A 24,623-nucleotide genomic window follows, 5' to 3' on the forward strand; every position below is an offset into this window, starting at 1 on the left:
GATCCAGTCCACCGCAGGCTCCTGCTGGGCCGAGCCGGGTAAGCTCAACCGCCTGCTGGCGACCTACTGCCGCACCCATGGCGTGACCTACTTCCACGGCAACAGTCTCGCCGCGCTGAAGTCGATCCGCGCCGCCCGACCCGACGGCGCCCCGATCTACATCATCCTGGACAACCTCTCCGCCCACACCGGCGCGGACAGCCGCCGCTGGGCGAAGAAGAACAAGGTCGAACTGTGCTTCACCCCGACCTACGCCTCCTGGGCCAACCCGATCGAGGCCCACTTCGGCCCGCTGCGGCAGTCACCCTGGCCAACTCCAACCACCGTAGCCACCCCGCCCAGACGCAGGCCCTGCACCGCTACCTGCGTTGGCGCAACGCCAACGCCCGCCACCCGACGTCCTCGCCGCCCAGAGCAAAGAACGCGCCCGCATCCGCAGCGAGAGAGGCATCCGCTGGGGCGGACACCCCCTCGCACCCGCAGCCTGATCAACCCGGCGAACCCTCCGCGCTGGTCGCCGTCGTGATGGCCGCAGGCAGGACGATCGGCATGTTGGTGTGGATGAGTAATCGCGGTCTGGATGGGCGAGCATCGGGGCGATTGCCCTCGCCATGTACCTGCCCTTCATTGTGTTGTTCGTCCCATACTGGGCGGGCCTGAGCGGAGTCATGCTGTTCGCCGGGCACGTCCTCATGCTCCCGCTCATGTGGGCGTGTCATGCTCCGGCGGCGCGACGAGTACGCACAGAATCAGCGGCGTCATCGCCACCATCGGCAACGGTCGTCCAAACAGTTCGCAACCTAGCGACCCCGGGTCGCCCGGTTTCCCGGAGGCGGATCAAGAACGTGGTCACGACGATTCCGGGCCTGATCCGCAGGCCGGATCAGGCCCGGAATCGCGAAGTGCGAGGCCGGTGCGGTCGGCATAGGCTGAGGTGATGAAGCGCGTCGTCGTCGACCACTTCGGTGACCCCGATGCCTTGAGGGTGGTGGAGGAGGACGCTCCCCGTCCGGGGCCGGGCGAGGTGCGCGTCAGGGTGCTGGCCGCGGGCGTCTCGTTCACCGATGCCCAGCTGCGCGCCGGCACGTACCTCGGCGTGCCGAAGCCGCCGTTCACGCCCGGCTACGAGCTCGTCGGCGTCGTCGAGGAGCTCGGTCCGGGCTGCTCGAGGCTGCGAGAGGGAGACCACGTCGCCGCGCTTACGGTGTGGGGCGCCTACTCGGAGCGCGTCTGCCTGCTGGAGGAGAACGCGATCGAGGTGCCCGAGGACCGCGACCCGGCGGAGGTCGTGAGCCTGATCCTCACGTACGTGACCGCCTACCAGGTGCTTCACCGCATGGCGAAGGTGAGGCGCGGAGAGACCGTGCTCGTGCACGGCGCGGCCGGCAGGGTGGGCACCGCTGTCCTAGAACTCGGAGCACTGACCGGGCTGCACCTGTACGGAACCGCTTCCGCGCGCGACCGTGCCGCGGTCGAGCGGCACGGCGCCGTCGCGATCGACTACCGCAACGAAGACTTCCTGGCCCGGGTGCGCGAGCTCCCCGGAAAGGGCGTGGACGTCGTACTCGACGGGCTCGGGGGCACGCTGTCGCTCCGCTCCTTCCGCGCGCTGCGCCCCGGCGGAAGGCTCGTCGTGTTCGGCCACTACGCCATGCTCGCGCGCGGGCGCAAGAGCTGGCGAGGGTGGCTGGAGTGGTACGGGGCGACAGCGGCCGTCGCCCTGTGGGGCCTGCTCTCGCCAAGTCGGCGGGTGTTCGCGTACCGCATCCAGAAGCTGCGCGACCGCCGCCAGGTGCTTCCCGTGGGCAGCCGTCCGCCAGCGTTTCCCGTCGGTGGGGGGCCACGTTACCCGGAGTGGTTCCAGGAGGACTTCCGTACGCTGCTGGAGCTGCTCCGGCGGGGCGAGATCCACCCGGTCGTCGCCGAGCGCCTGCCGCTGTCCGACGCCCGTCATGCCCACGAGCTGCTCGAGCAGTCGGCGGCGAAGGGAAAGCTCGTGCTGGTGCCGTAGGCCGAGGAGGCCGATTGCCCATGGCGCTCGATGGCCGTGCTGATCAGGCAGAGCGGGTCGTATCCGCTGGAGTTCGGCGAGCACCGCAGGCGCGTTATTTGCCCATCGCCGAACACGGCCTGATCGGCGACGTGCACACCGTCGCGCTCGTCGGCACCGATGGGACGATCGACTGGTACTGCTGCCCGCACTTCGATTCGCCGAGCGTCTTCGCGGCGCTCCTCGACGCCGACCACGGCGGCATGTTCCGTATCTCTCCCGACTGCGAGGGCTGGAGCTCCAAGCAGCTGTACCTCCCCGACACCACCATCCTCATTACGCGCTTCCTGATGCCCGACGGGGTGGGGGAAGTGCAGGACTTCATGCCCCCGCCACGTACCGGCGAGGCGGCCCACCGTCACCGTATGATCCGCCGGGTGCTTGCCGTGCGCGGGCAGATGCGCTTCGTCGTCGACGTCGCCCCGCGCTTCGACTACGCGCGCGCCCGCCACGAGGTCGAGCTCACCCCGCACGGCGCGCTCTTCCGCTCTCCCGAGCTGGCGCTCAGCCTCTCGACGCGCTCCCCGATCGAGATCGTCGACGGCGGCGACGTCCGCGCGCGCATCACCGTCCGGGCCGGGGAGACGGCCACCTTCGTGCTCGACCGCGTCGGGACCGGCGAGATACCGGTGCCGTACTCCGAAGCCGACATCGCCGCCGAGTTCGACGCCACCGTGGCGTTCTGGCGGCTCTGGCTGCGCCACTCGCGCTACAGCGGGCGCTGGCGCGAGACAGTGCATCGCTCGGCGCTCACGCTCAAGCTGCTCACGTACGCGCCCACCGGCGCGATCGTGGCCGCCCCCACCACCAGCCTGCCGGAGGCGGTGGGCGGCGCACGCAACTGGGACTACCGCTACACGTGGCTCCGCGACTCCGCCTTCTCGCTCTACGCGCTGCTCAGACTCGGGTTCACCGAGGAGGCCGCCGCGTTCATGCAGTGGCTGGAGGGACGCTTCCGCTACACGACCGACCGCGACTCGGGCCCCCTGCAGATCATGTACGGCATCGACGGGCGCGAGGACCTGCCCGAGGAAGAGCTCCCACACCTGGAGGGGTACATGGGCTCGGGGCCGGTGCGGATCGGCAACCGGGCGGCGACGCAGCTGCAACTCGACATCTACGGCGAGCTGATGGACTCCCTCTACCTCTGCAACAAGTACGGGCGCCCCCTCTACCACGACGGCTGGATGCAGCTCACTCGTAACCTCGAGTGGCTGATGAGCCACTGGGACCAGCCCGACGAGGGGATCTGGGAGATGCGCGCCGGCCGCCGGGACTACACGTTCTCCCGGTTGATGAGCTGGGTCGCGATCGAGCGCGCGATCCGGGTCGCACGCCAGCGCGGCCTGCCCGCCGACCTCCCCCGCTGGATGGCGGTCCGGGACAGCATCTACGACCAGATCATGGAGCGCGGGTGGAACCCAAGCCGCCAGGCGTTCGTCCAGCACTACGGTACCGACGTGCTCGACGCCTCGCTGTTGCTTATGCCCCTGTGCAAGTTCGTCGCACCCACCGACCCGCGCTGGATCTCCACGCTCGACGCCATCACCGCGGAGCTGGTCTCCGACAGCCTCGTCTACCGCTACAACGTGAGCGCGTCACCTGACGGGCTTTCCGGCGAGGAGGCGACCTTCTCGATGTGCTCCTTCTGGTGGGTGGAGGCGCTCGCCCGGGCCGGGCGGCTCGACGAGGCGCGGCTGGCCTTCGAGAAGATGCTCACCTACGCCAACCACGTCGGCCTGTACTCGGAGGAGATCGGGCCGACGGGCGAGCAGCTCGGCAACTTCCCCCAGGCCTTCACGCACCTGGCGCTGATCAGCGCCGCCTACAACCTGGACCGCCAACTGGGGTGAACGCTCGTCACCGCCAGTCGTGAGCCCGCCTGCTCGACCAGGACGCACCTGACGACGTCTACGCCCGCCACGACCGGGTCATCGCCGAGCAGACGGAGATTTTGCGCAGGTGGGAGCCGCAACTGCGAGCCGCACTGGCTGTCCCTCGATCAGGAACCACAGACGCCGCACGACACCCGCCCAGTGCTGCGGCAAGACAGGGCCATCACATGGATCGAGGACGCCCTGGTACCACCGGCCGAATCGCGCCCGCACATCGACCGCAGACGACTCGCAGTCGCCATTCGTGCCGACTACGGAATCGAGGCTTGGGCCTGGAGTGATCACCCCGTGATGGTCTCTCGAGAGGTGTACTCCCGGACTCCTGCCGGTCGAAGACCAGCTCACCGGCGTGCCCTGGCGGACCTTGATGAGGCTGGGGTTGTAGCCGCCCCGAACCATCACCTCCACCCGCTGCACTCCGCCTTCCACCCGGGCGTCACCCGCACGGCGAGGGCCGAAGAAGAACCAGCCCAGCGCGGCGATCAGTCCTGCGGCGGCCAGGACAACGACGACATCCATGGCACCCATGGCAGCGCGCCCCCTCCCAGCCCGCTCCTTCAAGGCTCCGCCCGGCTACCCCTACCTGCCAGGGGCTGAACGGCCCACCCGGTCGGGACCATCCGGCCCCAGTGCGCCGCTCCCCGGGAGAGGCACGATGCGTATGAGGACACAGGCTCCTTCAGGGCGCCGGACCTCCAGGCCCGCACCCGATCGCCGAACGATCCGAAGCAGGTGAATGGCGATGTTCTGGTACGGCCACGACGTCAGTGGATGGGGCTGGTTCGCGATGTCCGCCAGCATGATCCTGTTCTGGGCGCTGATCATCACTGCGGCTGTCCTGCTGTTCCGCGCCCTCAACCGCCCACACGAGCACACCCACACCCCCGGCGCGCCGCAGACACCCGAGCAGGTACTCGGGGAGCGGTTCGCCCGCGGGGAGATCGACGAAGAAGAGTACTGGCGCCGCCTGAACGCCCTGCATGCCGGCCCTCTCACCAAACCCTGAAAACTGGCCGCACTGGCTGCGGCCTCTGCTCACCTGAAGGAGGCTCGCGATGAACCAGCGCAACTACGGCAACCGGTACATGGCCGCAGTCATCCACTCGACATCGTTGAGAGGGCCTTGCCGGGATGCCTCGGCGGGAGTGCGCCCGAGCCGTGGGAAGCGCGCCTACCGACTTCAGTGCCCCGGCCAGGCATTTAGCCATCTCCAAGTGCAAGTCTGGGCAGGGTAGTTCAGCAAGCCTAAAGGTGTGCGTGCGGCCGTCAGCGGCCCGGAAGGCAACCGCCGTCGGAGGCAAGGTGGGAGGCTGGGGTGGTTCACTGCCGTCAGAGAAGAGCGTAGGCATGGGCAGCACCTTTCGTGCGGCAATCACGCACAGAGGACCCCCGCCGTAAACCAGGGGCCGGGAAGGACCGGATCCGCTTTAAGGATCATCCGAAGGCCTGCTCCGTTGTCCGGGGAATCTCCATACGGGTGATCCCCTGACGCCGCGTTCGAAGATGCCTTCGAACAACGAGTTGTCGCACTCATGCGCAGTTGGCGGTGAGACCCTGTGGGTTTTCATCCCCGCGCAACGTACGAGGCTCCCGTGCTGTTGGGGGAGGTGTTCGAAGTCTCAACCCACAGGAACAGGAGTCGAGTTGGTTCCGTATTCTGCCGCCCCTCGAGCTGCCCCATGCCCTGGTCGAGTGGGGTCACCATGCTCATCGTCACCCGCGAGGGTGACCGCCGCTGCAAACTACCGCCGCATCAGCGTGCGCTGGTCGGCCTGGTGTACCTGCGCAGGCACGACGCCCTCGCCCAGGTCGCCGCCAGCTTCGGCATCTCCGTCGGCACCGCACACGCCTACACCACAGCTGTTATCGACCTGCTCGCCGACCGAGCGCCCGGCCTGCTGCGTGCGTTGCGCGAGCCGATCTGCCGATCTTCCGCCGAACGGCAGGATCCTGCCGGTCGCTGTGACCGGTGAAGTCGGGGTCGAGCGAGCACGCGCCGCTTACCAGCCGTCGCTGCTCTGTTGTCCCGTCAGCAGAGCAGCGATCTGTGACTCATCAAGAATCGTGCACCAGCTTGTTCAGCGAGCGGTGGCGAGAATGAGTGCAAAGCCGGCGTTGGTGTCGGCCCAGAGCTGATTCGTACGGAGACCCGCTTCAGTCATTTCTTCCTGGAGCCCGTCTGGGGTGAATTTCGCGCTCCGCTCGGTGATCCATTCTTCTCCGCGCGCGAAGTGCACTGCCAGGTCAAGGCCTCGAATCTTGACGAGCTGCTCGACTCGGCTGCGCAGCCTCATTTCGATGTGACTTTCCGTGCCGTTCCAGACCGATACGTGGTCGAAGGCATCCGGGTCGAAGTCGGCGTTCAATTCGCGGTTCAACACGTGCAACAGATGTTTGTCGAACTCGGCCGTGACGCCTTGAGCGTCATCGTAGGCGGCGATCATTTCCTGCTCGGTTTTGACCAGGTCAGCGCCGATGAGAAGGAAGTCTTCGGGGCGAAGGGTGTCTCGGAGCCTGCGGAGGAACGGTCCACGGGCCGGGCGTCGGAAATTCCCCAGCGTGCTGCCGAGGAAGGCGATGAGGCGTGGGCCGTCCTCGGGCAGCGTCGGTAGGACGAGGGAAGTCGTGAAGTCGGCGCGGAGGGCGTGCAGACGGATCCGCGGGTAGTCCTGGACGAGTTGGGCGCTGGCCTGATGGAGCGCGTCCGCACTGACGTCGACAGGGACGTAGTGCAGACCGCTCGGCCCCAGTGCCTCGATGATCAGCTTGGACTTCGTTGAGCTCCCGGACCCGAGCTCGACAAGGCTGCGGGCTCCGGTCCGCACAGCGATGTCCTGGGCATGGAGTTGGAGCAGTCCCAGTTCCGCTCGCCACAAGGGGTATTCCGGGAGTTGGGTGATCTCCTCGAAGAGTTCGCTGCCCCGGGCGTCGTAGAACCACGTGGGTGCCGTGGACTTCGGGGTGCAGGTCAGCCCGTCGCTGATGTCAGCGCGCAGTGCCTTGGCGTAGTGCTCGGCCTCGAGAGTGTCGGTGTAGCCATAGGCCCGGTTGTCGGTCATGCGTGCCTCTCTTCGGTCGACGCCACATCGGCGGAGTGCCGGGATCGCAGTTTCCTTGTCGAGCGCGCAACGCCGGCAGCAGCGGGCACCCTCCCCACCACCGGGCCGCTGGGCGCTCGGGATGACCGACGGGGCCGGGGCGCAGGCCGAGTTCTTCCGTTACCGATCCGGCTTCTCTGCCTGGGCTTGGGCACACAGGTGGGCCTTGCAGTGCGGACAACGGACAGGATGAACGACCCACATAGCTCGGCCGTGATGCCCTGAGCGTCGTCATAGGCGGCGGTCATTTCGTGTTCCGTCTTGACCAGGTCGGCGCCGATCAGAAGGAAGTCCTCGGGGCGCATGATGTTCCGGAGCCCGCGAAGGAAGGGGCCCCGGGCGGGTCGCCGGAAATTTCCCAGCGTGCTGCCGAGGAAGGCGATGAGCCGTGGGCCGTCCTCAGGCAGCGCCGGCAGGACGAGCGGAGCCGTGAAGTCGGCACGGAGGGCGTGCAGACGGATTCCCGGATAGTCCTGGACGAGCTGGGCGCTGGCCTGATGGAGTGCGTCCGCACTGACGTCGACGGGGACGTAGTTCAGGTCGGTCGGCCTCAGCGCCTCGATGATCAGCTTTGATTTCGTCGAACTCCCGGACCCGAGCTCGACCATGCTGCGGGCCCCGGTCTGCGCTGCCACGTCCCGGGCGTGGAGCTGGAGCAACCCCAGTTCCGCCCTCCACAAGGGGTACTCCGGGAGCTGGGTGATCTCCTCGAAGAGTTCGCTGCCCCGGGCGTCGTAGAACCACGTGGGTGCCGTGGACTTGGGGGTGCTGGTCAGCCCGGCGCGGATATCGGCGCGCAGCGCCTTGGCGTAGTGCTCCGCGTCGAGGGTGTCGGTGTAGCCGTAGGCGCGGGTGCCGGTCATGATTGCCTCATTTCAGTCGACGTCCTGCCGCTGGGTACCTGGAGGGACTGCGGGAACCAGAAGTCAGGCCCGGTTCTCTCCTTTGGTCGGACGTCCCCACGTACTGGGCTCCTTGTGCGATAGGGGTCCCCCCGCTCGAGCGGAGCCGAGAGTGAGGGAGGATGCCGGGCGTTCTGCCATGGGTTCGTCGACGTCCTTGAGTGGCGTGAGCAGGACGTCCGTGCGGCTTGCGGCCAGCAGGGTGCGGTCGGGCACTTCCTGCCAGTGCGGATCGTCGTCGTACGGCTCGGAGGCCACGACGGTGCGTCGGCCGGGTTCGGTGAGATACCAGAGGGTGTCGCCCCAGGCGGTCGCGGCGATCGTCTCGCCGTTGGTGAGCAGGAGGTTGAGTCGCGAGCCGGGGGCGGCGGCCGCGATGTCCAGGACCGTACCGGCGAGCGCCTGTCCCTCCTCGTCGCCGGCGCGCAGCCGGTTCAGGATCAGGGCCCAGACGAGGGCCGAGTCGCAGCGCGCCTCCAGTGACAGCAGTTCGGCGGGCGGGAGGGTCTGTGCGAGCGGTGCCAGGGAGCGCGGCCAGCCGCTGATCGCGCCGTTGTGGCTGAACAGCCACGAGTCCGCGGTGTACGGGGCTGCCGCGGCCTCCCCGTCGGCGCCCGCCACGGTCGCGTCGCGCACGGCGGCGAGCAGTGCGCCCGAGCGCACCACCCGCGCCAGGTCGGCGAAGGACTGGTCGCCCCAGATGGGGCCCGTACGCCGGTACCGCCCGGGTACGGGATCCCCTTCGGCGTACCAACCGACCCCGAAACCATCCGCGTTGACGGTCCCGTGCCGCTGCCGGCGCGGCGCCCACGACTGGCGGAACAGGCTGTGCGCCGGTTCCACGAGGAGCCGGCCGAGCGGCTCTTCGGGTCCCAGGTAGGCAAGGTGACGGCACATCAGGCGGTCTCCGCGGCAGCGTCGCGCGCCGTACGGAATCCGGAGAAGATCTGCCGCCGGATCGGATAGTCCCAGTTGCGGAACGTCCCCCGGCAGGCCACCGCGTCGACTGCGAACGAGCCGCCGCGCAGCACCTTGTGCTCCGGCCCGAAGAACACCTCCGAGTACTCCTTGTACGGGAAGGCCGTGAACCCCGGGTACGGCAGGAAGTCGCTCGCCGTCCACTCCCAGACGTCGCCAATCAACTGCCGTACGCCCAGCGGGGATTCACCCGCCGGATAGCTCCCGGCGGGGGCGGGCCGCAGATGGCGCTGACCGAGGTTGGCGTGCTCGGGCGTGGGGTCGGCGTCGCCCCACGGGTACCTCGTGGAGCGGTCGGCCGCCGGGTCGTGGCGGGCCGCCTTCTCCCACTCGGTCTCGGTGGGCAGCCGCCGCCCGGACCAGCGGGCGTAGGCGTCCGCCTCGTACCAACTGACGTGCAGCACCGGCTCGTCGGGTGGTACGACCTCGGTGACGCCGAAGCGCCGCCGCAGCCACTGGCCGGCCTCGCGGCGCCAGAACAGCGGCGCCTCGATGGAGTGCGAGCGGATGTGGGTCCAGCCGTCGGGGGCCCACCAGCGCGGGTCGCCGTAGCCGCCGTCCGCGATGAACGCCTGGTACGCGGCGTTCGTCACCGGCGTGGTGTCGATGAAGAACGGCGGGACGAGACGCTGGTGCGCGGGTCGTTCGTTGTCCAGCGCCCATGGTTCGGCCGAGGTTCCCATCGTGAACGGGCCGCCGGGCACCAGGACTTCGGCCGGTCCGGTGAACGGCGGCGCGGGCGCGGGATCCGGCGCCGTCAGGGCCGCGGGGCCCTTGCGCAGCTGATGGGTGATCAGCATCGTCTCGTCGTGCTGCTGTTCGTGCTGGGCGATCATGCCGAAGGCGAAGCCCGCCTCGGTGAGCGGCGTACCGCGAAAGCGCGTGCCCTCCAGGACGTCGAGCGCCCGGCCGCGCACCTCGGCGGCATAGCGGCGTGCCTCGTCCGGCGGCAGCAGCGGCAGGGAGGGCCGTTCGGCGCGCGGGTGCTCGAACGCGTCGTACAGTCCGTCGATCTCGGGGCGCATCGCGTCACGCCCCGCGACCTCCCGCAGCAGCCACATCTCCTCCTGGTTGCCGATGTGCGCGAGGTCCCAGACCAGCGGGGACATCAACGGCGAGTGCTGTGCGGTGAGATCGGGATCCTCCACGCACGAGGTCAGCAGCGCGGTGCGGTCGCGGGCCGTGGTCAGCGCCGCCAGCGCGCGCTCCCTGAGCGTCTCCGGGTCGGTGAGGTCGGGGGCGGTCATGTGCGGATGTCCTTCCCGTGGAGCGGGTGTTGCGTGCCGTGGGCGCGGTCGGTCAGGCCGGTGGTGTCCAGGTCGATGGCCTCGACTTCGGTGGCGCCCAGGCCGACGGCGTCGAGCAGGTCGTCGGCGGGGCAGCGGCCCCGGGCCACGTAGCGGTCGGTGAACTGAGCGACGGCTTCCTGGACTTCGTCCGTGGCCCCCAGCCTGGGCAGGGCCTCGGCCGCCGCCGCGAAACAGGTGACCGCCGCCTCGCGCAGCTCGGGATCGGCGAGCCCGGACCGGGCGGCCGCGATCCACAGCGGATTACGCGGAGCGGCGAGCGAATCCGCCTGCTCCGCAAGGGGTTTGACGGTCCGGTAGGCGATCTCTGCGGCCTCCGCGTCGTCGAACAGCGCCGCCGTCACGGCGAGCGGCACGATCCATCCGTCGTCGCCCGGCTGCGCGTCGATCATGCGGAGTTCCAGATGCCCACGCGGACGGACCGGCGGGAACAGGGTCGTCAGGTGGTAGTCGAGATCCTCCCGGTCCGGCGGCGTGCCCGACCGGGTCCACGCCCGGAAACTCATGCCCTCCGGTACGTCCCAGGCGCCGCTGCCCCGTGCCCGGACGCACATCACCGGCGCGTCGAGCACGTGCCGTGCCCAGGCCGCCCGTGGATCGCCGTCCAGGGGCGGGGCACCCGAGCGCCCCGGGTCCATCGCGGTCCACAGGGACTGCCGGGTCGAGCGCCAGCCGGTGTGCCGCCCCTGGGCCAGCGGCGAGTGGGCGAAGGCGGCCACCAGGACCGCGCCCAGCTGGTGCGCAAGCCACCAGCGCCGTCCGTGCCCAAGCGGCCCCGGCTCCTCGTACCCGGCGTCCAGGCACACCTGGACGGAGGCCGAGCTGCACATCATGGCGCGGCCTTCGGGGCCCGTACGGTCGAGGTATCTCTCCATGGCGTCATAGCGCGGCTCATGGAGGAAGCGGGTGGGTGGGTGCCAGGGTTCCTGGCCTATTCCGGTGAGGCCGAGACCCGCCTCGCGCAGTACCGCGCGTACAGCGTCGAGGTCGGCGGAGACGGACCCGATGCACTCCATCAGGGAGGCGGCGGCGGGGGAGCTGAGCTCCAACTGGCCGCCGGGTTCGACGGTGAGCGCCGACCGCAGGGGCAGGGTCCGCAGTGTGGCGTACGCCGCTTCGAGTCGTTCCGGTCTTACGGGGAGCCGCGGGAAGCGCAGCTCGCGGATGAACCATTCCACTTCGACACCGAGGAAACGGGGTGGTCCGGTCTTGAAGCAGATGCCCCGGACCAGGGCCTCCACCTCGGCCTCGGTGACAGCGGAGCGGCTCTCCGTACAGTCACTTTCCGAATCGGACATGTCGGGATCCTCCTGAGATTCCACCATGCCGCCGGCCCGGTGTCGGATGGGCCGGCCCGGCAATCACCCGTCCACCCAAGACGCTTGCGCCGCTTCGCACAAGGGTGCGTATGGATGCTCTCGGGGTCGGGTAACTCTGTTGCGGCGCAGTACAAGGATCGCTCACGATGCGTTCATGAGCACGACGGGGGAGATGTTGCGGGGCGCGTTCATGGCGCGTACAGGGGTGGCGCCATGGGTGCGCGCCTGCGCGGTGGGCGCGGATGTACGGGCCAGGGCGCGTGGAGGTTGCGCAGGGGGATTTCGCCCCTGCCGCCCCTACCCGTCCCATCCCGGGGCCGGCCCCGAACCCGCCAGGGGCTCCACCCCTGGACCCCGCTGGGGCTGCGCCCCAGACCCCCATCGGCCTGAACGGCCTCGTCCTCAAACGCCGGAGGGGCTGAAAATCAGCCCCTCCGGCGTTTGAGGAGCGGGGGTTCGGGGGCTGGCCCCCGAAACGGGGTCCGGGGCGGAGCCCCGAGATGGGACGGGTAGGGGCGGCGGGGGCGAGAAAAGAGCTCAGCGCCAGCCGTAGCGCTCTCTCAGCCGGTGCACCACGGAGTTGAACCGCATCCGGTCCAGCGCGCACGCCTCCCGCCGCATCCCCGTCTCGTGGAGCCGCAGTACCCGGTCCACGGAAACCCACGAGTCGCGCCCCGAGCGGTCCCACGGCCCGCTGCCGATCGGGACCCACTCGCGGTCGCCGTCGTGCCGCTTGCTCGACAGTTGTACGGCGAGGAACGTACCGGCGGCCTCGCGGGCGACCACGAGCACCGGGCGGTCCTTGCCCCGGCCGTCGTTCTCCTCGTAGGGCACCCACGTCCACACGATCTCGCCGGGATCGGGGTCGCCGTCGTGCGCGGGCGAGTACTCCGTACGGACCCGGCCCACCTCGCGGGGCTCCGCCTCGGTGGTCGCCGACGGACCGTGGCGGCCGGGGACGTCGGAAGCATGGGCGGCGTCATCGGTGAAGGCAGTCACGCGAGTCACGGTAGAGCCCCCACGTCCCCGCCCGCCGAGCGGGGCGCCTACGAAGCGGCGGGCGGCCTGAACTCCCGTAGAGCGCCGTCGGCCTCAACCGTCGGCCACCGCTCGTGCCAGCGCAGCTCCGCCTCCAGCTGCGCGGCCAGCGACACGAGGAGCGGTTCGCTGTTCGCCGGGCCGAGGAGCTGCGCACCCACGGGCAGAGCGTCGTCGACGAAGCCTGCGGGGACGTTCACACCGGGCCAGCCCAGCACGTTCCACGGCCAGGCATACGGGCAGGCGGCGATCATGGCACGGTCGGTGCCCAGGCCGTTCAGCTGGGCGAGGGCACCGATCCGCGGCGGGGGAGCGGCCGTCGTCGGCGCGAGCACCACGTCGTACGTCTCGAAGAGTCCTCCGATCCGCCGGTGCAGCATCGCCTCGGCACGGCGCGCCATCCGCAGCGGAGCCCCGCCGAGCAGCCGTCCCACGCGGGCCGCCTCGCGCGTGCGCCTGTCGAGCAGATGGGGGTGGGGCGCCTCGCGCACCCGCTCGGCGATCCCCGCGGTGGCACGCGGCACGAACGTCAACCCGATCTGCCCGTACGGCGGATCGGCCTCCTCGACCTCGTGGCCGAGCGCGGCCAGCCCCTCAGCGAGCGCGACGACCCGCGCCCGTACGTCGGGCCGCAGCCGCGCGGGCAACGCCGTGAACGGCGGCTTCAGCGAGAGTGCGATCCGCAGTCGGCCCGGCTCCCGGCCCACCGCGTCCGACACGCGCAGCGCGGGCGGCCGGTGCAGATCACGTGTGTGGGAGCCGCTCGCCGCGTCCAGGAGCAGTGCGGCGTCCTCGACGGTGCGGGCCAGCGTGCCGTTCACCGTGATCCCGTGGAAGGACTCCGCGCGCGGCCAGGTCGAGATCCGGCCGCGCTGCGGCTTGATCCCGATCAGATGCGTCCACGAGGCCGGGATCCGTACCGAACCCGCGCCGTCCGAGCCCAGCGCGGCCGGCACCAGGCCCGCCGCGACCGCCGCCGCCGAACCGCCGGACGAGCCGCCCGGCGTGTGCCCGGTGTGCCACGGGTTGCGGGTCTCCCCGAAGGCGGGCCCCTCGGTGAACGGCCACTGCCCGAACTCGCAGGTGTTCGTCTTGCCCACGACGATCGCCCCGGCCGCCCGCAGCCGCCGTACCGCCTCACCGTCCTCGGCCACCGGCTGGAACTCCCCGCGGCAGCCGAACGCCGTCGGCTCGCCCGCCACGTCCATGTCGTCCTTCACGGCCACCGGCACCCCGAGCAACGGCCGCCGCACCCCCGCCGCCAGCTCCTTGTCCGCCGCCTCGGCCTCGCCGAGCGCCGCCTCGGCCCGCACCAGCCGGAACGCGTTCAACGTGCCCTGCGTCGCCTCGATCCTGGCCAGCGCCTCCTCGACGAGCACCCGCGACGAAACCTGGCCGTCGGCCAGGGCGCGAGCGCACTCAGCCAGTCCTGGGGCACGGTCGGCAGCCATTCGAGACACCTCCGGAAGCACAGCGAATACCGAACGGTAACCTCCGGGCGCGCGATCCGGTACAGGGCGCGCAACTTCCCTCGTACACCAGGGGTTCCCGTAGGCGCCACTGCGCTCCGGGAGCGAACCGAGACCCACGACAGGCGCCACGGAGGGCTTCTGCAAAGATGCGTTACGTCATGGTGCAGATACCGGAACAGCCCGCCCCGTCCCTGCCCGCGCAGCGCTCCGTGCCGACGAGCGCCGACGTTGCCCGCGTGGCGGGTGTCTCGCGCGCGACCGTCTCCTACGTCCTGAACAACACGGGCGCCGTACGGATCAGCGAGCCCACGCGGCGCCGCGTCCACCAGGCCGCCAGGGATCTCGGATACGTCCCGCACGCCGCCGCCCGCAGCCTGCGCGCCGGGCACAGCCGCATGGTGCTGATGCCCGCGCCGACCGTGCCGGCGGGCCCGCTCTACAGCCAGTTCTTCAACGAACTCCAGTGGGCGCTCAGCCGCCTCGACTACACCGTCGTGCAATACGGCAGTGTCGGCCTCCAGGGCGACGAGGCGGCCCGCGCCTGGGCGGAGCTGCGACCGGTCGCCGTCCTGGTGCCCGGCAGCGGACTCGGCCCGCAGGGCGTGGCCGTCCTCAAGCGCTCCGGTGCGCGCGCCGTCGTCACGCTCGGACCCGAGCGCGTCGAGGGCGCCCACGCGCTGCTCATGGACCACAGCATCGTCGGCCGCTGCGCCGGCGAGCACCTGCTGGCCCAGGGCCGCCGCCGCGTCGGCGTCGTGATGCCCGAGGACCCCGAACTGGAACTCTTCTCCAAGCCCCGGCTCGAAGGCGTACGCCAGGCGCTGCACGGGCAGGACGCCTCGGTCACCGAGGTGCCGCTGGCGTACGAGGAGGAGGCCGCGGCCCAACTCGCCAAGGGCTGGCGCTCCTTGGGGCTGGAGGCGGTGTTCGCGTACAACGACGAGTACGCCATGCTGCTGATGCGCGCCCTGAAGGACGAGGGCGTCCGCATCCCGGACGACACGGCCGTCATCGGCGCCGACGACCTGATGCTCGGCCGGCTGCTGCGCCCGCGCCTGAGCACCGTCCATATCGAGCTTCCCTCCGGGCAGGAGCTCGCCGAACTGGTCGACCGCGCGGTGCGTGCCGCCGGCGCCGTGCCCGAAACGCACGAGGTACTGGGAGCGACCGTCGTACACCGTGCGTCAACCTGACAACTCGCGTACGTGGGAGGCATGTTCATGCGAACCACGATCGGCATCATCGGCGGCGGCCCCGCCGGACTGCTGCTCGCCAGGCTGCTGCACCGGGCAGGTCTTGACTGTGTCGTCCTGGAGAGCAGAACACGCGCATACGTCGAGCAGCGCCAGCGTGCCGGAATGCTGGAACAAGGCACGGTGGACGCGCTGCGCGAGTGCGGAGCCGCCGACCGGCTGGAGGTCGACGGCCTGGTCCACAACGGCATCGAGCTGCGCTTCGACCGCGAGCGGCACCACATCGACTTCCCGGTCCTCACCGGCGGCCGTACCGTCACGATCTACGCCCAGACGGAGATCGTGAAGGACCTGATCGCGCTCCAACTCGCCGACGGGCCCCAGTTGTTGTTCGAGGCGGAGGCGCTCGCGATCGAGCGGCCGGAGAGCGACACGCCCGTCGTACGCTTCGTACACCAGGGCCGGGAACAGAGCCTCACCTGCGACTGGGTGATCGGCTGCGACGGCTTCCACGGCATCGCGCGCGACACGTTCCCGGCCGCCGTGAGCCGCACGTACGAGCACGACTATCCGTACTCCTGGCTCGGCGTCCTGGCCGATGTGCCACCGTCCTGCGAGGAGTTGATCTACGCGCGCGGCGACGGGGGCTTCGCGCTGCACAGCATGCGCTCGCCCTCCGTCTCACGCCTCTACCTGCAGGTCCCCAACGACACGTCCTCGGACGACTGGCCGGACGACCGCATCTGGGACGAGCTGTCCGCACGCTTCGCCATCGACGCCGACTGGCACCTGGAGCGCGGGCCGATCACCTCCAAGTCCGTTACCCCGATGAGGAGTTACGTCCACGAGCCGATGCGCCACGGGCGGCTGCTGCTCGCCGGGGACGCCGCGCACATCGTGCCGCCGACCGGCGCCAAGGGGCTCAACCTCGCGGTGTCCGACGTACGCCTCCTCGCCCGCGGCCTGATCGAGCTGCACCGAACAGGGTCGAGTCAACTCCTCGACCGCTACTCGGACTTGTGCCTGGACCGGGTCTGGCAGGCGATGCGTTTCTCGTACGACATGACCCGGATGCTGCACGCCGATCCGGACGGGGACGCCTTCGAACACCGGCTGCAACTCGCCCGGTTGCGCCGGATCACGGCGTCCCGCCCAGCGGCCGCGGAGCTGGCCGCGAACTACACAGGGCTGCCGCTGCCTCTGTGACCGGCTCGGTCACTGCTCCGGCTGGGCCTGCTGCTCCTCGATGGACTTGCGGACCTCTTCCATGTCCAGCTTCCGGGCCTGTCCGATGACGTCCGTCAGCGCGGCCTCGGGCAGCGCCCCGGGCTGAGCGAAGATCGCGACCTGGTCGCGGACGATCATCAGGGTCGGAATCGACTGGATGTTGAAGGCCTGGGCCAGCTCCGGCTGCGCCTCGGTGTCCACCTTGCCGAAGACCAGGTCGGGGTTGGCCTCCGCGGCCTTCTCGTAGACGGGCGCGAACTGCCGGCAGGGCCCGCACCAGGACGCCCAGAAGTCGATCAGGACGAATTCGTTGTCCGTGACCAACTGGTCGAAGTTGTCCTTGGTGAGCTCCACGGTGCTGCTCATGGCGTTGATTCCCACTTCCTGGTTTCGGGGCGTGGCCGCTGTGCACAACGGTGCCTGTCGGTGGCGTATTCCGCGCGCGTACCCGTGTGGCCACGGCGCACACCACCCACCAGACTGAACCCATGACGGAAACGGAAACCATCGCGTACGACGTCGTGGTGCTCGGGGCCGGACCCGTGGGGGAGAACGTCGCCGACCGCACGCGCGCGGCCGGCCTCTCCACGGCGGTCGTGGAGAGCGAGCTGGTCGGCGGCGAATGCTCGTACTGGGCGTGCATGCCCAGCAAGGCCCTGCTGCGCCCGGTCATCGCCCGGGCCGACGCACGCAGGGTGCCCGGCCTGCGGCAGTCCGTGCAGGGGCCTCTCGACGCCACCGCAGTTCTCGCCCACCGGGACTACTACACCTCGAACTGGAAGGACGACGGCCAGATCGCATGGCTGGACAGCATCGGCGCCGACTTCTACCGCGGACACGGGCGGCTCGCCGGGCCGCGCCGGGTCACGGTCGCCGGACCGGGGGGCGAGCAGCATGTGCTCACCGCCCGGCACGCCGTGGCCGTCTGCACAGGCAGCCGTGCCGTTGTGCCCGAGCTGCCGGGAATCGCCGAGATCAAGCCGTGGACGAGCCGCGAGGCCACCAGTGCGCAGGCGGTGCCGGGCTCTCTCGTGGTCGTCGGCGGCGGTGTCGTCGGCGTCGAGATGGCCACCGCCTGGCAGGCCCTCGGCGCCCGCGTCACAGTCCTCGTGCGCGGCAAGGGCCTGCTGCCCCGCATGGAGCCCTTCGCCGGGGAGCTGGTCGCCGAGGCGCTCACGGAGGCGGGCGCGGACGTGCGGACCGGCACATCGGTGGAGTCGGTGACGCGCAACGGCTCGGCGGTCGTGGTCATGACGGACAAGGGCGACCGTATCGAGGCCGACGAGATCCTCTTCGCCACGGGCCGCGCTCCGCGTACCGACGACGTCGGTCTGGACACGGTCGGTCTGGAGCCCGGCTCCTGGCTCACAGTCGACGACAGCTGCCGGGTGACGGGCAGCAAGTGGCTGTACGGAGTCGGGGACGTCAACCGCCGTGCGCTGCTGACCCACCAGGGCAAGTACCAGGCCCGCATCGCGGGCGCCGCGATCGCCGCGCGCGCCGCCGGCGTCCCCCTCCTGGAGTCCAACTCGTGGGGCGCCCACGCGGCGACCGCCGACCACGCCGCCGTCCCCCAGGTCGTCTTCACCGACCCGGAGGCCGCCGCGGTCGGCCTCTCCCTCGCCGAGGCCGAACAAGCCGGCCACCGAGTCCGCGCGGTCGACATCGACCTCGCCTCGGTAGCGGGCGCCGGCCTCTACGCCGACGGCTACCGCGGCCGGGCCCGCATGGTCGTCGACCTCGACACCGAAACCCTCCGTGGCGTCACCTTCGTCGGCCCCGGCGTCGGCGAACTCCTCCACTCGGCGACGATCGCGGTGGCCGGAGAGGTCCCGGTGGACCGGCTCTGGCACGCGGTGCCGGCTTACCCGACGGTGAGCGAGGTGTGGCTGCGGTTGCTGGAGGCGTATCGGGACGCGTAGTCGCGCCAGGGGGTGCCGCCGGTTCTGATGACCGTCGGCACCCCCCTGTGTGACCCACGCCACACGCAAGCCCGGGAACTCATCACCCCCGTCGGCCGACTTCTGGACCGCCGCGACCGAACACGGCCGCACGGCCCGTCCCCGCACGACCGGAGAAGCCCGCCGATGACCACCGCTCCCTCGACCGAGACGGATGACTCCCCGGACCCGGATTCCCCGGACTCCGTCACGCCCGCACCGGGGCGCAGCATCTGGTCGCCGCTGCGCCCCCTGGTGCTGCGGCTGCACTTCTACGCCGGAGTGCTCGTCGCCCCGTTCCTGCTCGTCGCCGCCACGACCGGGCTCCTGTACGCGGCCTCGTTCCAGGCCGAGAAGATCGTGTACGCGCAGGAGATGACCGTCCCCGTGGGCGAGAGCAGGCTGCCGATCTCCGAGCAGGTGGCCGCCGCGCGAGAGGAGCACCCGCAGGGCTCGGTCGCAGCCGTACGCCCCTCGCCGGAGGCGGACGCGAGCACCAGGGTGCTGCTGTCCGGGGTCCCGGGCGTCGACGCGGAGCACAAGCTCGCCGTGTTCGTCGACCCGTACACCGGTGAGGTGCGCGGCGCGCTCGAGCAGTACGGATCCACGGGCGCGCTGCCGCTACGCACCTGGATCGACGAGTTCCACCGCGATCTGCACCTCGGCGAGACCGGCCGGCTCTACAGCGAACTGGCGGCCAGCTGGCTGTGGGTGATCGCGGGCGGCGGCCTGGTGCTGTGGTTCAGCCGCCGTCGTAAGCAGCGGAAGGTGCGCGGCACCAGCGGTCGCCGCCGCGCACTGGGTCTGCACGGCACGGTCGGCGTCTGGGCGGCGGCCGGGTTCTTCTTCCTGTCGGCCACGGGCCTGACCTGGTCGGCGTACGCCGGATCCCACATCGACGCCTTGCGCACCTCCCTCAACCAGGCCACGCCCACGGTGTCGGCGTCGTCGGGCGGCGAGCACGCCGAGCACGGGTCCGCCTCCGCCGAGTCGGGCGCCGACCACGGCGTCGGCCTCGACAAGGTCCTCGCGGCCGGACGCGCCGAGGGCCTGGGCGACCCGGTGGAGATCGTGCCGCCGGCCGACGCCTCGTCCGCTTACGTCGTACAGCAGGTCCAGCGCAGCTGGCCCACCAAGCAGGACGCGGTCGCCGTGAACCCGACGAACGGCCAGGTCATGGACGTGGTGCGGTTCGCCGACCACCCGGTCCTCGCGAAGCTGAGCCGCTGGGGCATCGACGCGCACACCGGCGTCCTGTTCGGCATCGTCAACCAGATCGCGCTGATGGGCCTCGCGCTCTGCCTGATCCTGCTGATCCTGTGGGGCTACCGCATGTGGTGGCAACGCGGCCGCACCTCCGCTTTCGGCCGCCCGATCCCCCGCGGCGCCTGGCAACAGGTCCCGCCGTACGTACTCGTCCCCCTGATGGCGACCGTCACCGTGATCGGCTACTTCGTACCCCTCCTCGGCATCCCCCTGGCGGCCTTCATCGCCGTGGACGTGGTCCTGGGCGAGATCGCGTACCGGCGCGGAAAGCGGACGTACGCGCGGTAGTTGTGGCCATCTCTATCCGCTCACCGGCCTCGTCGCCGCGGCCTGGGGTACGGCGGCCTTCTTCGCGGCGTGCGGAGTGGTCTGTGTGCTCGCGGCGGCGACCGCACTCACGGCGCCCCTGCGGGGGGCACGGCTTGAGTCGTGTGCCCTTCGACGGGCCGGCGATGGCCTGACGGGAAGTCGCCCGCGGGGCTAGGTTGAGGGCCATGAGCAATCTTGATCGCGAGGCAGTTCCCGCTCTCTGCGGTGGCCGGGGTTTCGTGGTGGCCGAGCCGGTGCGCGAGCTCCTCAGCCCGCGCAAGGTCAAGCTCGGCGAGTCCAGTGAAGTTCGGCGGCTGCTGCCCAACCTGGGGCGACGGATGGTCGGCGCCTGGTGCTTTGTCGATCACTACGGGCCCGATGACATCGCCGACGAGCCCGGTATGCAGGTGCCGCCCCATCCGCACATGGGACTGCAGACCGTCAGCTGGCTGCACGAGGGCGAGGTGCTGCACCGTGACTCCACCGGCAGCCTTCAGACGATCCGCCCGCGCGAACTCGGCCTGATGACGTCCGGGCGGGCCATCAGTCACTCCGAGGAGAGCCCGCGCTCGCACGCCCGCTTTCTGCACGGCGCGCAGCTGTGGGTGGCTCTGCCCGACACCCACCGCCACACCGACCCGCTCTTCGAGCACCACGCCGGACTGCCCGTCGTCACCGCCCCCGGCCTCAGAGCCACGCTGATCCTCGGCTCGGTCGACGGCGCCGCCTCACCCGGCACGACGTACACCCCGATCGTCGGCGCCGATCTCGCGCTCGACCACGGCAGTGACGTACGCCTGCCGTTGGAGCCGGACTTCGAGTACGCCGTCCTGTCCATGTCCGGCGAGGCCCACGTGGACGGCGTACCACTGCTGCCCGGTTCCATGCTCTACCTCGGCTGCGGCCGCTCCGAACTGCCTCTGCGCGCCGAGTCGGACGCGGGGCTGATGCTCCTCGGCGGCGAGCCCTTCGAGGAGGAGCTGATCATGTGGTGGAACTTCATCGGGCGGACGCAGGACGAGATCGAGACGGCCCGGAAGGACTGGTCGCAGGGCTCACGCTTCGGTGAGGTGAAGGGGTACGACGGCGATCCGCTGACCGCTCCCGAACTGCCGCCGGTGCCGCTGAAGCCGCGGGGAAGGGTGCGCTGAACCGGGAGGAACCGGCAGGCGCGTCAAGCCCGCCCATGTGCTTCCTGCGAGCGTCGTGACAGTGAGTCGAGTACCACCGCGGCGAAGAGCACCCCGCCGGTGATCATGAACTGGACGGCAGCGGGGGTGTCCGTGATGGCCATGCCCGAGGCGATCGACTGGATGACCAGCATGCCGAGCACCGCTGACCAGGTCGTACCTCGTCCTCCGAACAGGCTGGTGCCACCGATGACGGCTGCGGCGATGGCATTGAGCAGCAGGATGCTTGAGCCTGAACCCTGGCTCACCGAAGTGATGCGCGAGGCCAGGAACAGGCCGCCGACCGCGGCCATGGTGCCCGAGACCGCGAGCACCGCGGTCCGCACCCGCGCCACACTGAGGCTGGCGCGACGGGCCGCCTCGACACCGCCGCCGAGCGCGTAGACCTGCCGCCCGTAGTGCGTGCGGCGGAGAATGACGTCGAGGACGGCCACCACCACCAGGAAGATCAGGAGGGCGAGCGGCAGCCCCTGGAACCGGTTGAGCAGATAGGCGGAGGCGAACGCGATCACCGCGAGGCCTCCTGTGCGCACCGCTGTTTCCTTCAGCGAGCGGTGCGGCATGCCGGCGGCCCTGCGGCGCCGCCTGTCCAGGTAGGACATGAGGAAGACGAGGCCCACGCCGACTGCCGCCAGGCCGTAGGCGGCGGCGTCGTTGGTGAAGTAATGGCTGGTCAGCTTGGCGACGAGTCCGTTCTCGTCGAGGTTGACGGTGGCGCTGGTCCCGAGGACGTAGAGCATAAGGCCGTTCCAGGTGAGCAGCCCGGCGAGTGTGACGACGAACGCCGGCACGCGGGTCCTGGCGAAGGAGAAGCCCTGGACGGTTCCCGCCACGGTGCCCGCGAGGACTCCGACGATGAGGGCCAGCCATTCCGGCACGCCGTTGTTCACGTTGAGAACGGCGAAGACAGCCGCCGCGAGGGCGCTGATCGAGCCGACCGACAGATCGAGCTCACCGAGCAGGAGCACGAAGACGAGGCCGACCGCGATCAGACCCGTGCCCACAATGTCCACGCTGAGATTGGACAGGTTCCGGGGTGACAGGAAATTCTCGTTGAGGGACTGGAATGTGATCCAGACCGCGGCGAGGAGGAGGACGATGGGGAGCGAGCCCACCTCACCGGCGCTCAGCCTGTGCCGGAAGGCGGCGACCCGGCTCTCCACGGCCCGGGCGATGGCCTGCCCGCGGTGTGGCTGACGGGCCTCGGAGGGGGGTGTGGCGGGTTCGGCCCGCGGGTCTTTGTCCGCCATGTCGCGCATCCCTTTCACCACCCCGCATCCCGGGAGGCCATCCGGCGCGGCACGCTTTCCGTGGCGCCGGTGATGGAAGAGAGGATCTGTTCCTGAGGCGCGGTATTCACGTCGAAGAAACCGTTGTTGCGACCGAGGCGCAGCACGGCTGCCCGATCCGCGAGAGCTTTGACATCGCCCAGGTTGTGGCTGATGAGCAGCACTCCCTTGCCGCGGTCACGCAGCTCGTCGACGATGTCCAGGACCTCGTTGGCCTGGTCGATTCCCAGAGCCGCGGTCGGTTCGTCCAGGAGGAGGACCCGTGGGTCGCCGAGGAGCGAGCGGGCGATGGCGACCGTCTGCCGCTGGTCGCCGGACAGTGAGACGACGGGGGCGCGCAGATCGGGCACACCCCTGGTCAGACGTTCCAGCAGCTGTCTGGTGCGGCGCTCCATCTCCATCTCGTCGAGGAACCCGAACCTGCGGATCTCCCGTCCGAGGAACAGATTGCCCACGACGTCGAGGTTCCCGCACAGCGCGAGGTCCTGGTAGACGGTGGCGATGCCGAGGTCCCGGGCGTCGTGCGGCCGCCTGATCTGGACCGTCCCGCCCTCCCACTCGATGGTGCCCTTGTCCGCGGGGGTGACGCCGGAGATCACTTTGACCAGAGTGGATTTGCCGGCCCCGGTGTCGCCGAGAAGAGCGACCACCTGGCCGGCGTGGATCTCCAGCTCGATTTCCGTGAGGACCTCGACGACGCCGAAGCGCTTGCACACGCCGTGAAGCGCCAGCAAGGGGGGAGCCGGCACGCGAACCATCTCCTTCCCGGGGCCCGGACCTCCTTGGACCGGCCTGTCAGGTCAGCCCCGCCCTCTTGCAGGCGGCCTCGAGTTGGGGCGTGCAGATCTGCTGGATCGTGTACACGCGGTCCTTCACCAAGGTGTCCTCGATGTTGTCGACGGTCACGGAGACGGGGGTGAGCAGGACGGCCGGGACAGCGTTCCCACTGCTGGTCTCCACCTCGCCCGTGGCAACGCGGTCGAGCTTTTCACCACGGGCCGCGGCCACGGCCATGGTGGCGCCGGCGGAAGCCTGGCGTCCGAAGGGCTTGTAGACGGTCATGTACTGATCGCCGGTGACCATGCGCCGCAAGGCTCCGAGTTCGGCGTCCTGCCCGGTGACGGGGGGCAGCGGGTTGACCTTGTTCGCCTTGAGGGCGGAGATGCTGCCGGCGGCGAGGCCGTCGTTGGCTGCGTAGACCCCGTCGAGGTTGTCGGCGCCGAGGGCGGAGATGGCGCTGGACATGTTCATGTTCGCGGTCTCCGTCCTCCACTGGAGGGTGTCGTACGCCTTGCCGATCCTCACTCTCCCCTCGAGCACGGACAGTGCGCCCTTCTTGAACGCCGCCGCATTGGGGTCGCTGGGATCGCCGTTCATCATGACGATCTGGCCGTCGGGCACCGTGGCGCCCATGGCCTGCAGCAGTGCCCTGCCCTGCAGCCTGCCGACGTCCTCGCCGTCGAAGGAGACATAGCCGGAGATCGGGCCCGCGGCGAGGCGGTCGTAGGCGATGACCGGGATATCTGCCTCATCCGCCTTCCTGACCGCGGCGCCGAGCGATCTGGCGTCCACCGCCACGAGCACGATGGCATCGACCCCCTTGGTGATCATCGAATCCATCTGTTGCCGCTGGACGGCCACGGAGCCCTCGGCATTGCCGTGCTCGACCGTGCAGTCGTCGCACAGCTCCTTGATCTTCTTCTCGAACGACGGCCTGTCCTGTGCCTCCCAACGATCCGTGGTGGCGTCCGGCAGCAGCAGACCGATCTCCGGCGTGTTCCCCCCGTCGGAGTCGTTCCCGGCACCCGCGCCGCACGCCGCGAGAGCAACAGCCGTCGAGACGGCGGTCATGGCGATGGCCGCGTCCCGTATGCGGGCCTTCATGTGAGAGACCTCCCTTGTCCTGCACCTTGCGTGGTGAGGGGGCGCTCACGGAGTACGCGCGACCGGGCTTCAGCGGGTACGCGTGGGGAAACGGCGCGCGTGCATCGCGGTGTCAGGGATGCGTGTGCGGGGGGAGCGGAAGTGACAGACGATGACGACCACGTCGTCAGTTTGACACCGGCTGTGGTGATCCGCGATCGCAGAGGCGGCGACCATCGATGTCCGGCGCAAGTACTAATCAAGTAGATCTGTCCGTTTAGTCCCCG

19 protein-coding genes and 2 pseudogenes are annotated in these 24,623 nt (G+C 70.0%); 10 read left to right on the plus strand and 11 right to left on the minus strand.

Annotation, left to right across the window (positions count from 1 at the left end):
* Position 1: 1 nt before the first annotated feature.
* The 5 genes and pseudogenes from ACGFNK_RS22240 to ACGFNK_RS22260 form a co-directional block, all read left to right on the plus strand.
* Positions 2 to 488 (plus strand): annotated as a pseudogene (locus ACGFNK_RS22240) (transposase); the annotation flags it as partial.
* A 449-nt stretch (positions 489 to 937) separates the two neighbouring features.
* Complete coding sequence (locus ACGFNK_RS22245) at positions 938 to 2,011, plus strand: medium chain dehydrogenase/reductase family protein (RefSeq protein ID WP_393418363.1); 1,074 nt, start codon at positions 938 to 940, stop codon at positions 2,009 to 2,011.
* A gap of 20 nt (positions 2,012 to 2,031) precedes the next feature.
* The gene (locus tag ACGFNK_RS22250) at positions 2,032 to 3,903 is read left to right on the plus strand and encodes a glycoside hydrolase family 15 protein (RefSeq protein ID WP_393418365.1); all 1,872 of its coding nucleotides are present in this window, start codon (positions 2,032 to 2,034) and stop codon (positions 3,901 to 3,903) included.
* 784 nt (positions 3,904 to 4,687) lie between these two features.
* Positions 4,688 to 4,951 carry an SHOCT domain-containing protein gene (locus ACGFNK_RS22255; RefSeq protein ID WP_393418853.1) on the plus strand — a complete coding sequence of 88 codons (264 nt, stop codon included), beginning with the start codon at positions 4,688 to 4,690 and terminating at the stop codon, positions 4,949 to 4,951.
* A 638-nt stretch (positions 4,952 to 5,589) separates the two neighbouring features.
* Positions 5,590 to 5,861, plus strand: a pseudogene (locus tag ACGFNK_RS22260) (transposase family protein); the annotation flags it as partial.
* 162 nt (positions 5,862 to 6,023) lie between these two features.
* Here the strand turns inward: ACGFNK_RS22260 and egtD are convergent.
* The 7 genes from egtD to ACGFNK_RS22295 all read right to left on the minus strand — a co-directional run bounded on the left by egtD (position 6,024) and on the right by ACGFNK_RS22295 (position 14,038).
* Complete coding sequence (gene egtD, locus ACGFNK_RS22265) at positions 6,024 to 7,004, minus strand: L-histidine N(alpha)-methyltransferase (protein ID WP_393418367.1); 981 nt, start codon at positions 7,002 to 7,004, stop codon at positions 6,024 to 6,026.
* Positions 7,001 to 7,906 (minus strand): L-histidine N(alpha)-methyltransferase, encoded by a 906-nt coding sequence (locus ACGFNK_RS22270; protein ID WP_393418369.1) that lies wholly within the window; start codon positions 7,904 to 7,906, stop codon positions 7,001 to 7,003. The genes egtD and ACGFNK_RS22270 overlap by 4 nt, the downstream gene beginning before the upstream one ends.
* Before the next feature lie 63 nt (positions 7,907 to 7,969).
* Entirely contained in the window at positions 7,970 to 8,842 is an 873-nt protein-coding gene (gene egtC, locus ACGFNK_RS22275; protein ID WP_393418371.1) for an ergothioneine biosynthesis protein EgtC, read from the minus strand.
* Positions 8,842 to 10,170 carry an ergothioneine biosynthesis protein EgtB gene (gene egtB / locus ACGFNK_RS22280; protein ID WP_393418372.1) on the minus strand — a complete coding sequence of 443 codons (1,329 nt, stop codon included), beginning with the start codon at positions 10,168 to 10,170 and terminating at the stop codon, positions 8,842 to 8,844. The genes egtC and egtB overlap by 1 nt, the downstream gene beginning before the upstream one ends.
* Positions 10,167 to 11,528: an ergothioneine biosynthesis glutamate--cysteine ligase EgtA gene (gene egtA / locus ACGFNK_RS22285; protein WP_393418374.1), complete on the minus strand. Its 1,362-nt coding sequence runs from the start codon at positions 11,526 to 11,528 to the stop codon at positions 10,167 to 10,169. Before egtA ends, egtB begins: the two co-directional genes overlap by 4 nt.
* A 558-nt stretch (positions 11,529 to 12,086) precedes the next feature.
* Positions 12,087 to 12,548 (minus strand): type II toxin-antitoxin system PemK/MazF family toxin, encoded by a 462-nt coding sequence (locus tag ACGFNK_RS22290; RefSeq protein WP_386343046.1) that lies wholly within the window; start codon positions 12,546 to 12,548, stop codon positions 12,087 to 12,089.
* A gap of 47 nt (positions 12,549 to 12,595) precedes the next feature.
* Positions 12,596 to 14,038 carry an amidase gene (locus ACGFNK_RS22295; RefSeq protein WP_393418376.1) on the minus strand — a complete coding sequence of 481 codons (1,443 nt, stop codon included), beginning with the start codon at positions 14,036 to 14,038 and terminating at the stop codon, positions 12,596 to 12,598.
* 179 nt (positions 14,039 to 14,217) lie between these two features.
* Here ACGFNK_RS22295 and ACGFNK_RS22300 point away from each other — a divergent pair, with 179 nt between their 5' ends.
* A complete protein-coding gene (locus ACGFNK_RS22300) occupies positions 14,218 to 15,252 on the plus strand; it encodes a LacI family DNA-binding transcriptional regulator (protein ID WP_393418378.1) in 1,035 nt (344 codons plus the stop codon).
* A gap of 27 nt (positions 15,253 to 15,279) precedes the next feature.
* Entirely contained in the window at positions 15,280 to 16,458 is a 1,179-nt protein-coding gene (locus ACGFNK_RS22305; RefSeq protein WP_393418380.1) for a 4-hydroxybenzoate 3-monooxygenase, read from the plus strand.
* Positions 16,459 to 16,467: 9 nt separating this feature from the next.
* Here ACGFNK_RS22305 and trxA read toward each other — a convergent pair whose 3' ends face one another.
* A complete protein-coding gene (gene trxA, locus ACGFNK_RS22310; RefSeq protein ID WP_386343039.1) occupies positions 16,468 to 16,845 on the minus strand; it encodes a thioredoxin in 378 nt (125 codons plus the stop codon).
* 122 nt (positions 16,846 to 16,967) lie between these two features.
* On the opposite strand from trxA, the gene ACGFNK_RS22315 reads away from it, so the two are divergent.
* The 3 genes from ACGFNK_RS22315 (at position 16,968) to ACGFNK_RS22325 (ending at position 21,145) form a co-directional block, all read left to right on the plus strand.
* Positions 16,968 to 18,401: a dihydrolipoyl dehydrogenase family protein gene (locus ACGFNK_RS22315; RefSeq protein ID WP_393418382.1), complete on the plus strand. Its 1,434-nt coding sequence runs from the start codon at positions 16,968 to 16,970 to the stop codon at positions 18,399 to 18,401.
* Between the two features lie 165 nt (positions 18,402 to 18,566).
* The gene (locus tag ACGFNK_RS22320) at positions 18,567 to 19,973 is read left to right on the plus strand and encodes a PepSY-associated TM helix domain-containing protein (RefSeq protein ID WP_393418384.1); all 1,407 of its coding nucleotides are present in this window, start codon (positions 18,567 to 18,569) and stop codon (positions 19,971 to 19,973) included.
* 206 nt (positions 19,974 to 20,179) lie between these two features.
* Positions 20,180 to 21,145, plus strand: coding sequence for a pirin family protein (locus ACGFNK_RS22325; protein ID WP_393418386.1), 966 nt, complete (start codon positions 20,180 to 20,182; stop codon positions 21,143 to 21,145).
* Between the two features lie 23 nt (positions 21,146 to 21,168).
* Here the strand turns inward: ACGFNK_RS22325 and ACGFNK_RS22330 are convergent, their stop codons facing one another.
* The 3 genes from ACGFNK_RS22330 to ACGFNK_RS22340 are packed head-to-tail and all read right to left on the minus strand — an operon-like array spanning position 21,169 to position 24,357.
* Positions 21,169 to 22,443, minus strand: coding sequence for a sugar ABC transporter permease (locus tag ACGFNK_RS22330; protein ID WP_393418388.1), 1,275 nt, complete (start codon positions 22,441 to 22,443; stop codon positions 21,169 to 21,171).
* 5 nt (positions 22,444 to 22,448) lie between these two features.
* Positions 22,449 to 23,231 (minus strand): ATP-binding cassette domain-containing protein, encoded by a 783-nt coding sequence (locus ACGFNK_RS22335; RefSeq protein ID WP_393418390.1) that lies wholly within the window; start codon positions 23,229 to 23,231, stop codon positions 22,449 to 22,451.
* A 37-nt stretch (positions 23,232 to 23,268) separates the two neighbouring features.
* Positions 23,269 to 24,357, minus strand: a complete 1,089-nt coding sequence (locus tag ACGFNK_RS22340; RefSeq protein WP_393418392.1) for a substrate-binding domain-containing protein — start codon at positions 24,355 to 24,357, stop codon at positions 23,269 to 23,271.
* Positions 24,358 to 24,623: the final 266 nt, after the last annotated feature.

The sequence above is a fragment of the Streptomyces sp. NPDC048825 genome, assembly GCF_043198355.1.
Lineage (GTDB): Bacteria > Actinomycetota > Actinomycetes > Streptomycetales > Streptomycetaceae > Streptomyces > Streptomyces xiangluensis.

Coding starts and splice junctions, on each gene's coding strand:
- ACGFNK_RS22270 (WP_393418369.1), bottom strand. CDS start 7,906: ATGACCGGCACCCGCGCCTACGGCTACACCGACACCCTCGACGCGGAG.
- ACGFNK_RS22245 (WP_393418363.1), top strand. CDS start 938: ATGAAGCGCGTCGTCGTCGACCACTTCGGTGACCCCGATGCCTTGAGG.
- ACGFNK_RS22305 (WP_393418380.1), top strand. CDS start 15,280: ATGCGAACCACGATCGGCATCATCGGCGGCGGCCCCGCCGGACTGCTG.
- trxA (WP_386343039.1), bottom strand. CDS start 16,845: ATGAGCAGCACCGTGGAGCTCACCAAGGACAACTTCGACCAGTTGGTC.
- ACGFNK_RS22330 (WP_393418388.1), bottom strand. CDS start 22,443: ATGCGCGACATGGCGGACAAAGACCCGCGGGCCGAACCCGCCACACCC.
- ACGFNK_RS22340 (WP_393418392.1), bottom strand. CDS start 24,357: ATGAAGGCCCGCATACGGGACGCGGCCATCGCCATGACCGCCGTCTCG.
- egtA (WP_393418374.1), bottom strand. CDS start 11,528: ATGTCCGATTCGGAAAGTGACTGTACGGAGAGCCGCTCCGCTGTCACC.
- ACGFNK_RS22320 (WP_393418384.1), top strand. CDS start 18,567: ATGACCACCGCTCCCTCGACCGAGACGGATGACTCCCCGGACCCGGAT.
- ACGFNK_RS22255 (WP_393418853.1), top strand. CDS start 4,688: ATGTTCTGGTACGGCCACGACGTCAGTGGATGGGGCTGGTTCGCGATG.
- egtD (WP_393418367.1), bottom strand. CDS start 7,004: ATGACCGACAACCGGGCCTATGGCTACACCGACACTCTCGAGGCCGAG.
- ACGFNK_RS22250 (WP_393418365.1), top strand. CDS start 2,032: ATGGCGCTCGATGGCCGTGCTGATCAGGCAGAGCGGGTCGTATCCGCT.
- ACGFNK_RS22325 (WP_393418386.1), top strand. CDS start 20,180: ATGAGCAATCTTGATCGCGAGGCAGTTCCCGCTCTCTGCGGTGGCCGG.
- ACGFNK_RS22300 (WP_393418378.1), top strand. CDS start 14,218: ATGGTGCAGATACCGGAACAGCCCGCCCCGTCCCTGCCCGCGCAGCGC.
- egtC (WP_393418371.1), bottom strand. CDS start 8,842: ATGTGCCGTCACCTTGCCTACCTGGGACCCGAAGAGCCGCTCGGCCGG.
- ACGFNK_RS22295 (WP_393418376.1), bottom strand. CDS start 14,038: ATGGCTGCCGACCGTGCCCCAGGACTGGCTGAGTGCGCTCGCGCCCTG.
- ACGFNK_RS22315 (WP_393418382.1), top strand. CDS start 16,968: ATGACGGAAACGGAAACCATCGCGTACGACGTCGTGGTGCTCGGGGCC.
- egtB (WP_393418372.1), bottom strand. CDS start 10,170: ATGACCGCCCCCGACCTCACCGACCCGGAGACGCTCAGGGAGCGCGCG.
- ACGFNK_RS22335 (WP_393418390.1), bottom strand. CDS start 23,231: ATGGTTCGCGTGCCGGCTCCCCCCTTGCTGGCGCTTCACGGCGTGTGC.